Below are 13,796 nucleotides of genomic sequence, written 5' to 3' on the forward strand. Positions count from 1 at the left end.
TCCCGGGCATCGATCCGGGCGGTCAGCCCGCCGAGCGCGGGCTCGGGGCCGACGGCGCAGAGACAGGGCTCTTCGCCGACACGGGCGACTTCGTGGAGACGGGGCTCGGCGCGGTCTGCACCGACACCGGCGACGCCGTCGAGACGGGTGAGGGAGTCTCGACCGGCGAGGCCGTCGTGGTCGGGCTCGGGGTCGACTGCGTCGAGACGACGGTCTGCGGCGACGGGGCGGAGACGACGGACACGGGCGACACGACCGTCCCCGGAGTGATCACCGTGACCGTCGTCGTGGTGCTCGCCGGGCCGACGAGGGTCGCACGGTCGGCGACGTCGCTCGCCGCGCGGGTGACCGACGCGACCTCCTGAGCAGCCGCGCTCGCGCCAGCGACCTGGACGGCCGGGGCGACGTCGCGAGCAGGCGCATCCTGGGCGGCCGCTGCTGCCGCCGACGCGCCACCACCGAGCACGCCGATGACTCCGGTGACGATCCACACGCGGGGCTGGCTCATGACTGGCTCCGTTCTCCGGCCGACGCCGGCTTCGCGTCCCCTCACGGGGCATCCTGAGTCGATCATGAACGTCTTGTGTGAGGAGACGGAAAGCCCCGGATGAGACACCTCTCATCCGAGGCAGGCGACCGGTGCCGCGACCGTCCGCAGGCATGAGGAGGGCCCGTCGTCCGGGGGAAACGACGGGCCCTCAAAGCCCAGCCGGCCAGGGGAAACCGGGGGCTACTTCATCCACCGACCCGAAGGCCGAGGTGACCGTTCGACCGAGGCGCGACAGGGAACGCAGCCCCCGATCTCTTCGGACATTTCTATTGTTACGGCACCTGCCAGGTTCTGCGAGCCGAGACGCCATGAGATTGCTCTCATGATGCCCAGGGCGAACACGTGCCGCCTAGTCGCGCACCTCAGAGAGGAGCTGTTCAGCGACAGCGAGCCGCCCGAGCGCGTCGGTCCGAGCCGCCTCGCTCGTGTCGTTCGCCGGCATGCTCGCCAGGAGCGAGAGCACGACCCCGGCCGCACGCACCCGCAGCGCACCCGGGTGGACAGTGCTGTCGAAGACCGACATCCACCGCCGCAGCGTCGTCGGGACGAGGGGATACGTCTCCGGGGCGAGGCACGGGAGGACCGCCATGTGCCCCAGCAGGCACGCGAGGTCGTCGACGCGCTGCCCCGGTCCGATCGTGTCGACGTCGAGCAGCGCCGTCACGGCCGCGCCCGTCATGAGGATGTTCGCCGCGTGGAAGTCTCCGTGCGTCGGCACCACAGGGCCGCGCGGGAAGCGCTCGATGAGCGACGCGATCCGCGACTCGAGATGCCGGATGCGGTCCGCCTGGTCCGGCAGGACGTTGCACGCCGCGTCGGCATAGTGCGCCGAGCGCTCGGCCCACGGCCGACGCAACGGGAGCGTCACAGCGTCCGGGTGGATCGAGTCGAGGCACGTGAGGAGGTCACGCGGGTCGACGCTCGCCGCGCCGTCGCGCGCCAGCAGCTCAGGAAGGGGCTCGCCCTGCGCCTGCGGGAACACGAGCACCGACTCGTCCCACACGTCGAGCACCGGGGGCGCACCCGCCGGCTCGGCGTAACGGTTGCGCGCGAGCAGGCCGTCGAGCTGGTCCGGACGCACGACCTTGAGGAAGACGCGGCGCCGCTGCGACGTGAGGCTCAGCACGGCCCGGCGCATGGGCCGGTAGCCGATCAGCTCGAGCACCGCGGTCCCCGGGTCCTCGTCGAGGCGGGTGCGCGCAGCAGCGCGCGTCACGTCCGACGCGATCGGCAGACCCGGCAGCGCCGGGTCTGCCGGGTGCTTCCACGCGTGCAGGACGCGCTCACCGTTCTGGAGACGCACGATGCCGCTCGCAGGACTGGCAGGCACCTCCACCTGGCCCGTGGTCAGGAGGATGTACTCCGCGCGCTCGAGCGGGTCGGCCGCCGTCGCGACGCGCGCGTCGAAGCCCACCGTCACCCCCGCGCCTGGCCGGTGGTGCACCTCGTGCACGACAGCCGACACGAGGGTCGCTCCGGCCGAACGCACGACCGCCTCGAGCGCAGCAAGTCCTTCGGTACCCGTGAGCCAGCCGATGTCGGCCGCCTCCTGCTCCGCCCGCTGCGCGCGCGTGAGCCGCGGCGCAGAGGTCGCGATCGTCGTCATGTCTCCAGTAGACAACGACTCCCCGGTACCGCGCTCGTCAACAACCCACGCACTCACCCCGATACCGCCTGATGACACCCTCGCCGCGCGACACCGCTCGTACCTCTCGTCACAGCGTGACGCCCACCATGACCGGCTCGGGGACCAGCTCTATCCCGAACGCGTCACGCACGCCGTCGCGCACCGCACGCGCGAGCTCGACGACGTCGGCTGCGGTCGCCTGGCCCCGGTTCGTGAGCGCGAGCGCGTGCTTCGTCGACAGGCGGGCACGGCTCTCCTCCCCGTGCACACCGAACCCCTTGCCGAAGCCCGCACGCTCGATGAGCCACGCCGCGCTCGTCTTGACGAGCGACGCGTCGACCGCCCCGAGGGCCGGCCCCGTCGTGACCTCAGGAAGCGAGCTGCGCACCTCGAAGCGCGGCGCGCCCTCCGGGAGCGACGCAGCGTCCGCCGCGCGCACGACCGGGTTCATGAAGAACGAGCCGGCGCTCCACGTGTCGTGGTCGCTCGCAGGGCCCGCGAGCATCCCCTTGCCCGCACGCAGCTCGAGCACCGCCGCGCGCACCTGCGCGATCTCGGCACGGGTACCGACCTCGACGCCGAGGCGGCGCGCCAGCTCCGGGTACGCGACCTCCGGCGAAAGCGTGCCGAGCCGTGTCTGGAACGCGACCTCCAGCACGACGTAGCGCGGCGACGGCGTCCAGACCCGCCCGTCGTCGTCGGGCTGGTGCATCGAGCGCTTGAGGAGCGACGTCCGGTAGCCGAGGCCGAGCTCGCCCACAGCGAGGAGGCGCGCTCGTCCGAGCACGCGGTCGTAGACGCGCACGGTCGAGATCACCCCGGCGACCTCCTGCCCGTACGCCCCGATGTTCTGCACAGGCGCCGCACCCACCGTGCCCGGGATGCCCGACAGCGCCTCGAGCCCGACGAAACGCTCCGCGACCGCCTGCTCGACCAGCGCGTCCCACGAGTGCCCCGCCGGCACGCGGAAGCTGCCGCCGCCGCACGAGTCGACCATGTCGACCGTCACGCCCGAGCGGACGTCCTGGACGACCACACCGTCGAAGCCCTCGTCTGCGACGAGAAGGTTCGAGCCGCCGCCGAGCACGAGGACCGGGACACCGTCAGCGTCCGCGGCACGCACCGCGTCGATCAGCTCGCCCTCCGTCGTCGCCCTGACGAGCGAGCGAGCCGGACCTCCGACGCGGAGCGTCGTGAGGTCGGCGAGGCGCGCAGAAGCGCCCGCGACAGGGGGCGTCGCAGCGGCAGGGGTCGAGGCGTCGAGCGGAGCGGTCATCCCTCCACGGTATCGCGCGGCTGCCGCGCGAGCGGCGTGGCGGCACCCGCGATGACGAGCCCGAGCGCGACCGGGACGAGGATCGTCGCGAGCGCGTGCCGGTACCCCAGGTGCTCCGCGAGCAGGCCGATCAGCGGCGGGCCCATGAAGAACGCCGTGTAACCGATCGTCGAGACGACGCTCACGCGCGCGGCCGCGCGCCGCGGGTCGTCAGCCGCGGCGCTCATGCCCACCGGGAAGCCCAGCGCGGCACCGAAGCCCCACAGCACGACGCCGACGAGCGCGAGCCACATCCACGGCGCGAACGCGAACAGCGCGAGCCCTGAGAACGCGAGACCGCCGAGGAGGCGCAGGACCGTGACACGGCCGAGCCGGTCGAGCAGGTTCGTGCCCAGCAGACGCATGCCGGTCATCGCGACGAGGAACACCGTGAGCGCCATCGCGCCCGTGGCCTCGTCCTTGCCGAAGCCGTCGGCGACGGCCAGCCCGACCCAGTCGTTCGCCGACCCTTCCGTGAGCGCGGCAGCCAGGACGATGAGGCCCACCAGGATCGTGCGCGGCTCGAGCCACGCCCCGAAGACCGAGCCTCGCTCCTCCGCGGCGGCGGCCTCGCCGTCGGCCGCAGGAACGTGCTCGTCGAGCTCGCGGCCAGCGGCCGGCAGCAGCGCACGCACCGCGACCATGACGAGCACGAGGCTCAGCACGACGGCGCCGGGGAGGTGCCACGACACCGGGACGCCGAGGCGCGCCATGAGCGCGCCGAGCGCCGAACCGATGATCGTGCCGAGGGAGAACCCGGCGTGCAGCCGCGGCATGATCGTGCGGCCGACCGCCTGCTCGACGATCGCGCCCTCGAGGTTCATCGCGGCGTCCCACACCGCGGTGCCGATGCCGACGACGACGAGCGCGACGCGCAGGACGGCGACGTCGCCCTGAGCGATCGCCCACGCCGCGATGCTGTACCCGACGACGTTGATGGCCGCGAAGACGACGATCGTGCGACGCGCACCGAGACGCTCCATGATCCAGCCTGAGAGCGGGAGCGCGATGATCGAGCCGAACGCGACGAACAGCAGGAGCATGCCCATCTCGGTCTCCTTGAGACCGAGCGAGTTGCGCACACCGACGAGACGAGAGGCCCACGACGCGAAGTTGAAGCCATTGAGGACGAAGATCGCGAAGACGGCCCACGCGGCGACGGTCGCCTTGCGCGCGAGCGCGGCCTCGGACGAGGCAGGTGAGGTCACGGGGTCGTGCACAGGAGCACCTCTTCCTCGTCGTGCGCCGTGTCGGCGTGCGGGGCCACGAGCTGGTCGGTCTCCCCCTCGGCAGCAGGACCGTCGGTCGCAGGCTCGCGGGCTGCGGTCGCGTCACCGGGCAGCGGTGCGAGCGGGGTCCGCACCTCCTGGCGGCGTGCCTGCGCGGAGAGCAGCACGGACACGACGAGCCCGACGACGATGAGCGTGAGCGCATAGCGCGTCGTCAGGTGCTCGGCAGCGAAGCCGAGGAGCGGAGGCGCGGCGATCGACGCGGTCGACGAGAAGGCGGACACGACCGAGACGCGCGACGGCGCCTTGAGCGGGTCGTCCGAGGCAGCGGCGATGCCGATCGGGTACGCGAGCGCAGCGCCCGCGCCCCACAGAGCCACGCCGACGACGGCGAGCACGAAGGACGGCGCCGCACCGAACAGGGCGAGACCGACGATCGACGCGACCCCCGAGACGCGCAGCACGGGCACGCGCCCGTAGCGGTCGATGAGACCCGTCCCGCCCAGCCGCACGACCGTCATCGAGCCGACGAAGACGCCGAACACGATCGCGCCCGTCGCCTCGGTGCGACCGAAGTCGTCGACGACGGAGATCGAGAGCCAGTCGTTCGCGGCTCCCTCGGAGAGCGAGGCCGCCATGATGACGAGCCCGAGGAGGAGGGTGCGCTTCTCGCGCCACCCAGCGAGCGACGCTCCGAGACGCCGACGGGGGCGGAGGAACTCGACGTCACCGTCGGTCGGCTCGGGGCGGGCTGTGACGTGCTCGACGAGGGTGACGTGCGGGATCGCGAGGAGGCGCCAGACGAGCAGCACGCCCGCCGAGATGCCGAACTGGACCGGCACGGACACGCCGCCCCACGACGCGGCGGCACCGAGGAGCGTGCCGAGCAGGGCGCCGATCGAGAAGCAGGCGTGGAACTGCGGGATGATCGTGCGCCCGACGGCGCGCTCGATCTGCGCGGACTCGACGTTGAACGGCACGTTGTTGAGGGCGAAGGACATGCCGTTGAGGAAGATGCCCGCGCACACGAGCGGGAGCGACGAGATGCCGACGCCGATCGCGAGCAAGGTCATGGCCGTGACGAACCCGACGGTCGCAGCCGACATCGTGCGGCGCGAGCCGAAGCGCTGCAGGATCGGCCCCGCGGCGGTGACCATGAGCAGCGACCCGACCGCCCCGACGAGCAGCACGACGCCGAGCTCGGACTCCGCGATGCCGAGGCTCTTGCGGATCGACGGCAGGCGCGACAGCCAGCTCGACATCATGATGCCGAGGAGCGCGAAGAGGCTCATCAGGTACCAGCGCGCGGCGGTGACGGTGCGTGCGGGGACGGCAGCGGCGGGCGCTGCAGGCGGGGACGTGCTCATGGTCTGCTCTCAGGTCGGGGTGTGGACCCCGAAGTTGATCGAATCGTTTCGAGGACGGGTCAAGTCTCCTCGCGGGGAGGGAACCTCGTCAATGCAGATCGGCGTAAATTCTTGGCCACGAGCAGGTAACCCGGGCGACCTTCGTCACAGCGCCGGCGGCGGACCCGTCGTCGTCCCCACGCGCAGCTCGACCGGCAGGACGACCTCCGTCACGCCACGCCCCTGGAGCAGCGCGTCGACAGCGTGCCCGAGCGCCTCCCCCTTCGCCTCGAGCGGCTGCGTGACCGTCGTCAACGAGTCCGTCCCGAGCCACGGCAGGTCCACGCCGTCGAAACCAACGACCGACACGTCCTCCGGGACGCGCAGACCCATCTCGCGCGCAGCGAGCACCACACCTGCCGCCAGGAGGTCCGACTGCGCGACGATCGCCGTCGGACGCTTCGCCGGGTCGGGCCACCGCGCCGGGTCGAGGATCAGCCGCGCCGCGTCGGCGCCGCTCTCCACGAGCGACGCGGGCGTCTCGTACGTCGCGACGACCTCGAGCCGGGACTCCTCGAGCGCCTCGAGACGGTTGCGCGTCGGCGTCCAGTCGATCTCCTCGTCACGCGGGTTCTCGATCCAGCCCGCCTTGCGGCCCATCCGGAACGGGAGGGTCACGTTCGCGACTCGCCGGTGCCCGAGCCCGTAGAGGTGCTCGGCGAGCTCCGCGAAGCCGCCGCGGTCGTCGATCGCCACGAGGGAGCAACCAGGCGCGGCGTTGCCCTCGCCGATGACGACAGGGATGGAGCGGCGGCGCAGCACCTCGAGCCGCGGGTCGTCCACGTGGGCACCCCAGATGAGGACGGCGACATCCATGCCGCTCGTCTCGAGCAGCGGGTCGACCTTCATCGCCCCCTTCTCGTCCGACTCCATGCCCGGGATGAGCATCACGCCGAGACGGAGCTCGCTCAGCGTCGAGACGAGTCCGTCGAGCATCTGGATCGACACCGGGTCACGAAAGCTGCGCTTGACCTTGTCCCCGATCACGACACCGACGATGCCGTGGCGGCCCGAGCGGAGCTGGCGGCCGAGCGCGTTGGGCCCGGCGTACCCGAGCGTGGCGGCGGCAGCGTGGACGCGCTCGCGCGTCTGCTCGGCGATGGGGCCCGCTCCGGAGAACGCGAGCGACGCGGTCGACACCGAGACGCCGGCCTCACGGGCGACGTCCGACAGCGTGGGGCGTCGAGACATCCGGGAACTCCTTCATGGCACGCGCGTCACGGGATGACCGCAGGTGCCTGCACCATATCGTCCCGGCTCAGGCCAGGCGGACGACCGCCTGGCTCTTGGCGAGGACGCGCGCGCCCTCGAAGGTCACCGTCAGGTCGATGCGGGCGGTGCCCGCCTCAGCGTCGAGGGCCCCGACGACGCCGGTGACCTCGACCGTGCTCGCTCCTGGGCTGGGCACGGTGACAGGGCGGGAGAACCGCGTCTGGTAGTCGACGACGGCGCCCGGGTCCTGGGCCCAGTCCGTCACGAGCGCGACGACGGAGCCCATCGTGAGCATGCCGTGCGCGATCACGCCGGGCAGGCCGACCGACTGCGCGACGACGTCGTTCCAGTGGATCGGGTTGAAGTCCCCGCTCGCACCGGCGTAGCGGACCAGGCTGGCGCGGTCGAGCACGACCGTGCGCGTGCCGATTCCCTGGCCGACCTCGAGATCGGCGAGCTGCGGCCGGGCGCTCATGCGTCTCCTCCCCGCACGGCGAGGGTCGACCGGACGGTCGCGACATGGTCGGTCAGCGCGGCGTCGCCGAAGAGCTCGCAGCGGGTGGTGACCATCGCGAGACCCGCGCGCTCGACGACGGCGTCGACGTGCAGGACCGTGGTGATCTCGTCACCGGCGACGATCGGCCGGTGGTGGGTGAAACGCTCGTCCGCGTGGACCACGCGGGAGAAGTCGATGCCCGCGTCCGGGTCCTCGATGAGCTGCGCCTCCGCGCGCTGCGCGATGATCACCGCGAACGTGACCGGCGCGACGATGTCCGGATAGCCCAAACCCCGCGCTGCCTCGGAGTCGAGGTGCGCGGGGTGGGTGTTGCCTGTTGCTGCAGCGAACTCGCGGATCTTCTCGCGCGCTACCTGGTAGGGCGCGTTCGGAGCGTACTCACGGCCGGCGTACGACGCGTTGATCGACACGAGGGCTGGCAGCGGCGAGCTGACGAAGGTCAGCGAGTCTCGCGGTGCGAGGTCTTCTTGCCGCAGCGCGGGCAGAACTTCGCAAGCTCGAGACGGTCGGGGTCGTTCCGACGGTTCTTCTTGGTGATGTAGTTGCGCTCCTTGCAGTCCACGCACGCGAGCGTGATCTTGGGGCGAACGTCAGTGCTCTTGCTAGCCACGGTCTTGCCACCTCTCGCACCCGCAGGGGGTGCAATTGCTCCTGTGTCCGCGCGCCGCCGGCCGGCGTGCGGTGTCGTTCTTGGTAGCGGAGGCGGGGCTCGAACCCGCGACCTCACGATTATGAGTCGTGCGCTCTGACCAGCTGAGCTACCCCGCCTCGAACGATGTCGTGCGACACCACGCTGATGCTCACCGAACCAGGTCCGAGCATCGATCGCGCGGACAATGATCCCACGATCGACGACAAAGCACCAACAGAGCCCCCGATGGGAATCGGACCCATGACCTCAGTCTTACCAAGACTGCGCTCTACCACTGAGCTACGGGGGCAGCGCGGAAAACACTACCTGCTCTGCGGCAGGAAGCGAAATCGGCTCGATACCGCGGTTCCGCGACCGCGGACCGGCGTCAGTCCGCGAGGGCGAGCTCGACGAGGCGCAGCGCTCCCTCACGGCTCTGCGCCGCGCAGATGAAGGCCGCCTTGTGGCAGAACACCGCGTCCTGCACGCCCGTCACCTCGGCGAGCGCCTCGCCGTCGAGCCCGCGCCACGCGTCCGGGAACGGCTTCCGCGAGCCGAACTCCGAGCCCGCAGGCCGCACCGTCTGCACGGTCCAGGCGCCCGTCGCGCCCGGGAACACGGTGTAGAGCAGCTCGGGCTGCGCCGTCGCGATGCCGCCGTGCGGCATGAAGCGGTCGAGCACGACGACACGCTTGTCCGACGACGTGCGGTAGGCAGCGAGGAACTCCTCCTCCGCCGCGAAGCCTGCCTCGTAGGAGCGCTTGAGCCGGGTGAGGATCTGCGTGGCGAAACCCACAGCGACCTCGAACTGCGAGTCGAAGCTCTCCTCCTCGCCGATCGGGTTGAACAGCCCCAGCACGGTCGACACGTCCACCGGCGGCGTGCCGAGGTCGGAGACCGTGTAGAGGTCCTGGCCGTTGTCGACCGCGTCGATCGCCGTCACGAGACGACGGTCGATCTTGCCCCAGACGCGCTCGTCACCACCGCAGAACTCGAGGCCGTAGTGCTGCCACAGCAGCCCGAACGCCGAGTAGAGGATGCCCGACGGCCGTGCACCCGACGTGAGCTGGTGGTGGTCGAAACGGCGCGCAGCGGCGTCGTACGTACCGCCCACGTCCAGCACGACGTCCGCGCCGTCGAGCACCTCCTTGTCGCGCGAGCGCACGACCTGTGCGTCGGGGAACAGCTGCGTCAGGAGGGCGACGCCGAACACGTCGTCGGCATGGAACTTCCCGTTGTGGGTGGCGATGATCACCGAGCCACCCTATGCCGCGCACCCGGCACCCCACGCACGGGCGCCCGGCCCGTCAGCCGAACCGGCCCTCCACATAGTCCCGCGTACGCGGGTCCTGCGGAGCGCCGAACATCGCCGCCGTCGGCCCGTGCTCGACGATCCCGCCCGGGGTCCCCGCCTCGGCGAGGAAGAACGCGCACCGGTCCGAGACCCGCGCCGCCTGCTGCATGTTGTGGGTCACGATGACGATCGTCACCTCACCGGCGAGGTCCGCGATCGTCTCCTCGACCCGCCGCGTCGACGTCGGGTCGAGCGCCGAGCAGGGCTCGTCCATGAGCAGCACCCGGGGACGGACGGCGAGCGAGCGCGCGATGCAGAGCCGCTGCTGCTGCCCGCCCGAGAGCCCCCCACCGGGAGCCCGCAGCCGGTCCTTGACCTCGGTCCACAGGCCCGCCTTGGTGAGGCACTCCTCGACGAGCTCAGCCCGCTGCGACGCCGAGGAACGCACGCCCGTCAGGGCGAGCCCCGCCACCACGTTGTCCTGGATCGACATCGCCGGGAACGGGTTGGGCTTCTGGAACACCATGCCGATGTCACGGCGAGCCTCCGTCACCCGCCGCCGCGCGTCATAGACGTCCTGGCCGTCGAGCAGCACCTCACCCGCGAGCGCCGCAGAAGGAACCAGCTCGTGCATGCGGTTGAGGATCCGTAAGAACGTCGACTTGCCGCAGCCGGACGGGCCGATGAGCGCCGTCACCCCACCCGCAGGCATCGTCAGCGACACGCGCTCGAGCACCTTGTGGCTGCCGAACCACGCGGAGACGTCACGCGCCTCCAGCTCGGCAGGCCCAGCGCGCAGCGCCTCGGGAGGGGGCGCCGCGGGTGCGCGCGTCGCGCCATCGGGACGCGGCTCGAGGCCGGCCAGCGCGGGGCGGGGGATCGTCTGCGTCGCTTCCATGGTCACCGGACCAGCGTGCCGGGCCAGCATGACGAGCAGAGGGACGGCGGATGAACACGTGGCCCTGATCGTCGTGGCGGTCAGATCAGGTTGGGCAGCATCACGAGGAGCTGCTCGGAGGCGAGCACGGCAGCGAGGAGCACGAGCGGCGCCCCGACCACCCACGCCGGCCCCACCGTCCACCACCGGCGCAGCAGGACGAGCACCGAGATCGCCAGACCCAGCCCGAGCAGCGCGAGCACCGCCGTCGGCCAGCCCGAGACGTCCGCGCTGAACGCGGCCTCCTGCCCGCCGAGCGCCGCGAGCTGCACCGCCGCGACCGGCGTGGGCTGCGCCGGGGTGACGAGCCGCGCGTCGACCCGCAGGACGTCCGTCGGCAGGTACGCCGTGCCCGACGCCGACACGAGCGTCAGCCGCCCGGCCCCGCTCGCGAGCGGCGCCGGCACCGGGTCCCCGGACCGCCGGACGCCGACGACCTCGTAGACCGCCTCCCCCTGCCCCGTCGTCGTACGGACCTCGTCGCCCGGGACGAGCTCGTCCAGCCGACCGAACGGGCCCCCGGCGACCGCCTGACGCCCCATCACGACGCTGGCCCCCGCCTGCCCTGGCAGGACCGTGTCGCGGCGGTGGCCCGGACCCGACAGGAGGATCGACGAGGTCGTGCCCTCGAGCACGACCTCGTCGATCCCGAGGCGCGGCACCTCGACCGTCGCGACCGCGGTGCCCGGCTCGAGGAGCCGGTCCGCGGCCGTGAGCTGCCCGACCGGCGCGGTGCCGTCGGCCAGCTCGAGGCGGAAGGAGCCGTACGCGACGTGCTGGTCACGCGCGTACCGCAGGGGCGACACGACGGTCGCCTGCAGCACGACGCTCAGCAGGATCAGCGCCACCACGCCGAGCGCGGTGCCGATCCACCGCGCCTGCTGCGCCGGCCCGGCTGACGGCCAGGCGCCCTCCACGTCGGGCAGCAGGGTGTGGTCGATCGTCGTCACGACGGCTCCTTCCGGATGGTCAGCGAGCGGAACGGAGCGTGACCGTCTTGGCCTTCGCCGCGTTGACGGTCTTGCTGCCCGTGTAGGACACCGTGAGCTTGTGCTTCCCCGCAGCGAGACGCGGCAGGGTGACCTTCACCGAGGACTTGCCCCGGGGCAGCGTCTTCGTCGCGAGCGTCCGCTTGCCAGACTTCACGACGATCTTCCCCGCAGGCTTGACGCCCTTCGCGGACACCGACACGGTCACCTGGGCGCGAGCGCCGACCTTGACCTTCTTCGGCGCCTTGACCTTGACCGTGGCCTTGGCCTTGGCCGCCTTGAGCGTCACCGTCGCCGAGGAGGACGCACGGACGACCGAGGCGTCAGCCGGCGAGAACGTCGCACGCAGCGCCGTCGACGTCGCACCCGGGGTGACCGTGAACGTGGCGGAGGAACCTGCGAGCTTGGCCGTGCCGAGCGGCTTGGTCCCCGCGAACAGCGTCACGGTGCCCGCCGTAGCAGCACGGGAGACGACCGAGACGCGCACCGAGGCCTTCGTGCCGACCGTCGCCTTCGCCGGCACGAGCACCGACGTGGACGACGTCGCGGCAGGCGCCGTCGGCACGGCGGTCACGGCGACCGTCGAGGAGGCAGAGCGCGAGGCGCCCACTCCCGGGAGCGTCGGGACGAAGACGGCTGAGACGGCACGCGTGCCGTTCGCCGTCGGGGTCCAGGCGAGCGTCGCGCTCGACGCACCACGGGCGACCTTCGTCGACGCCAGGACCGTCGCGCCGTCGACCAGACGGACGGTGCCGCCGGCGTTGCCGAACGACGTCACGTCGACCTTCGCCGAGACAGCCGTCCCCACCGTCGCGGTCGCGGGGACCGAGAGCGTCGTCGTCGACGTCGAGGGCTTGTAGGCACGGACCGACGTGTCACCGCACTTCGTGGATCCCGTCAGCAGGCCGAAGCCGTACGCCGCGATCGTCGCCGCGTCCTTGCAGACCAGGGAGCCCTCACCCACGAACGTCTTCGCGATCTGCGACGTCGGGTCGTCAGCGAGCGCAGACGGCACGATGTTGTAGACCTGGCGCGTGTACGCGTTGTACGCGGGGTTGAGGGCGTAGGAGCCAGCAGCCCCGGTCGTCGCGACCTGACCTGCGACGCCGCCCAGGAGCGCGCCCGCACGGTGGTCGGTCGACTTGCCGTTGCCCTGCGCGACCCACTGCGCGATCGAGAACGGGACGATCGCGCCACGGTCCTGCTCGTCGGTGCCCGAGACGAGCGCGGCACCCTTGTGCTCCTGCACGCCCGCGCCGGCGTAGTCCGCCGCGCGCAGGTTCGCGTACGTGCCGGCCGCGATGTCGCTCTCGGTGATGCCCATCTGACCGAGCCAGTACGACCGCGTGCCCGACCCGGCCTGCGGGATGAACGTCGTGATGTTGACGACCGTCTCGCCCGCCGCGGGCGCCTCCGCGCCGACGAGCAGACGCGAGACGCCGCCAGCCGTGACCGCTACCTTCGTGATCTCCCCCTTGAAGATCGACGTCAGCTCGGCCTTCGTCAGGTTCGCCGGGATCGCGCTGCCCGGTGCGACCGCGTACGTGACCGCGTCGACCCCGAACGGGATGTACGTCAGCACGCCCTCGGCGTCGGCTGCGGAGCCCGCTCCGCTCGAGGAGCGCGCGAACTGGACGAGGTTCGCGACGTCCGCCGTCGTCACGGTGGGCGACGGCGCACCCGAGACCGGGATCGCCGCCGACTCGACCTGCCCGATCGCGACGCGCAGCAGGTCGCGGCCAGCGCTCGAGCCGTTGGCACGCGGCAGCGCGGCGCTGCCCGCCTTCGTGACGACCGTGGTCGTCGCGCCGCTGGCGTCGTACGACGCGAGCACGTTGCCGCCGACAGAAGCAGCAAGGCCGTTCATGACGTCCTGCGTGGTGTCGGAGCCGAGCCCGGCGAGGGTGCCGAACGTGCCCGGCGCGGGGTCCGCGTGGGCAGGGACGATCGAGGCGGACAGCACGAGCGCGGCAAGGCCGAGCCCGAGGCCGGTCCTGCTGACGTGGGTCACCTTCATGAGGAGTCCTCTCTGGGACGAGTCAGGGCAGCCAGGTCCCTGTGACCTGGCCTTCGGTGTGACGTTCGGCAC

13 protein-coding genes and 2 tRNA genes are annotated in these 13,796 nt (G+C 71.8%); all 15 read right to left on the reverse strand.

The genetic code is table 11. The features are described from left to right. Positions 1–22 precede the first annotated feature (22 nt). The 15 genes from HF995_RS03120 to HF995_RS03190 all read right to left on the reverse strand — a co-directional run bounded on the left by HF995_RS03120 (position 23) and on the right by HF995_RS03190 (position 13,724). Positions 23–508: a hypothetical protein gene (locus tag HF995_RS03120; RefSeq protein WP_168446320.1), complete on the reverse strand. Its 486-nt coding sequence runs from the start codon at positions 506–508 to the stop codon at positions 23–25. Positions 509–899: 391 nt separating this feature from the next. Continuing rightward, positions 900–2,156 (reverse strand): phosphotransferase, encoded by a 1,257-nt coding sequence (locus tag HF995_RS03125; RefSeq protein ID WP_168446321.1) that lies wholly within the window; start codon positions 2,154–2,156, stop codon positions 900–902. 109 nt (positions 2,157–2,265) lie between these two features. Further along, on the reverse strand, positions 2,266–3,453 hold the full coding sequence (locus HF995_RS03130) for a UDP-N-acetylmuramate dehydrogenase (protein WP_168446322.1): 1,188 nt from the start codon (positions 3,451–3,453) through the stop codon (positions 2,266–2,268). Then, the gene (locus HF995_RS03135) at positions 3,450–4,700 is read right to left on the reverse strand and encodes an MFS transporter (protein ID WP_168446323.1); all 1,251 of its coding nucleotides are present in this window, start codon (positions 4,698–4,700) and stop codon (positions 3,450–3,452) included. Before HF995_RS03135 ends, HF995_RS03130 begins: the two co-directional genes overlap by 4 nt. Further along, positions 4,697–6,088: an MFS transporter gene (locus tag HF995_RS03140; RefSeq protein ID WP_168446324.1), complete on the reverse strand. Its 1,392-nt coding sequence runs from the start codon at positions 6,086–6,088 to the stop codon at positions 4,697–4,699. Before HF995_RS03140 ends, HF995_RS03135 begins: the two co-directional genes overlap by 4 nt. Positions 6,089–6,232: 144 nt before the next feature. Continuing rightward, positions 6,233–7,318 carry a LacI family DNA-binding transcriptional regulator gene (locus HF995_RS03145; RefSeq protein WP_168446325.1) on the reverse strand — a complete coding sequence of 362 codons (1,086 nt, stop codon included), beginning with the start codon at positions 7,316–7,318 and terminating at the stop codon, positions 6,233–6,235. Positions 7,319–7,385: 67 nt separating this feature from the next. Further along, positions 7,386–7,814 (reverse strand): MaoC family dehydratase, encoded by a 429-nt coding sequence (locus HF995_RS03150; protein ID WP_168446326.1) that lies wholly within the window; start codon positions 7,812–7,814, stop codon positions 7,386–7,388. Next, the gene (locus tag HF995_RS03155; protein WP_168446327.1) at positions 7,811–8,266 is read right to left on the reverse strand and encodes an FAS1-like dehydratase domain-containing protein; all 456 of its coding nucleotides are present in this window, start codon (positions 8,264–8,266) and stop codon (positions 7,811–7,813) included. The genes HF995_RS03150 and HF995_RS03155 overlap by 4 nt, the downstream gene beginning before the upstream one ends. A gap of 29 nt (positions 8,267–8,295) precedes the next feature. Further along, positions 8,296–8,466 (reverse strand): 50S ribosomal protein L33, encoded by a 171-nt coding sequence (gene rpmG / locus HF995_RS03160; protein ID WP_098457602.1) that lies wholly within the window; start codon positions 8,464–8,466, stop codon positions 8,296–8,298. 81 nt (positions 8,467–8,547) lie between these two features. Further along, a tRNA-Met gene (locus tag HF995_RS03165) sits at positions 8,548–8,624 on the reverse strand. Positions 8,625–8,725: 101 nt separating this feature from the next. After that, positions 8,726–8,797 (reverse strand) — tRNA-Thr (locus HF995_RS03170). A gap of 78 nt (positions 8,798–8,875) precedes the next feature. Next, positions 8,876–9,742: an MYG1 family protein gene (locus tag HF995_RS03175; protein ID WP_168446328.1), complete on the reverse strand. Its 867-nt coding sequence runs from the start codon at positions 9,740–9,742 to the stop codon at positions 8,876–8,878. A 52-nt stretch (positions 9,743–9,794) separates the two neighbouring features. Beyond that, complete coding sequence (locus tag HF995_RS03180; RefSeq protein WP_168446968.1) at positions 9,795–10,679, reverse strand: phosphate ABC transporter ATP-binding protein; 885 nt, start codon at positions 10,677–10,679, stop codon at positions 9,795–9,797. A gap of 80 nt (positions 10,680–10,759) precedes the next feature. Then, a complete protein-coding gene (locus tag HF995_RS03185; RefSeq protein ID WP_168446329.1) occupies positions 10,760–11,668 on the reverse strand; it encodes a sortase in 909 nt (302 codons plus the stop codon). 19 nt (positions 11,669–11,687) lie between these two features. Beyond that, complete coding sequence (locus HF995_RS03190) at positions 11,688–13,724, reverse strand: Ig-like domain repeat protein (protein WP_168446330.1); 2,037 nt, start codon at positions 13,722–13,724, stop codon at positions 11,688–11,690. Positions 13,725–13,796 lie beyond the last annotated feature (72 nt).

The organism is Sanguibacter hominis ATCC BAA-789 (assembly GCF_012396185.1).
GTDB lineage: Bacteria > Actinomycetota > Actinomycetes > Actinomycetales > Cellulomonadaceae > Flavimobilis > Flavimobilis hominis.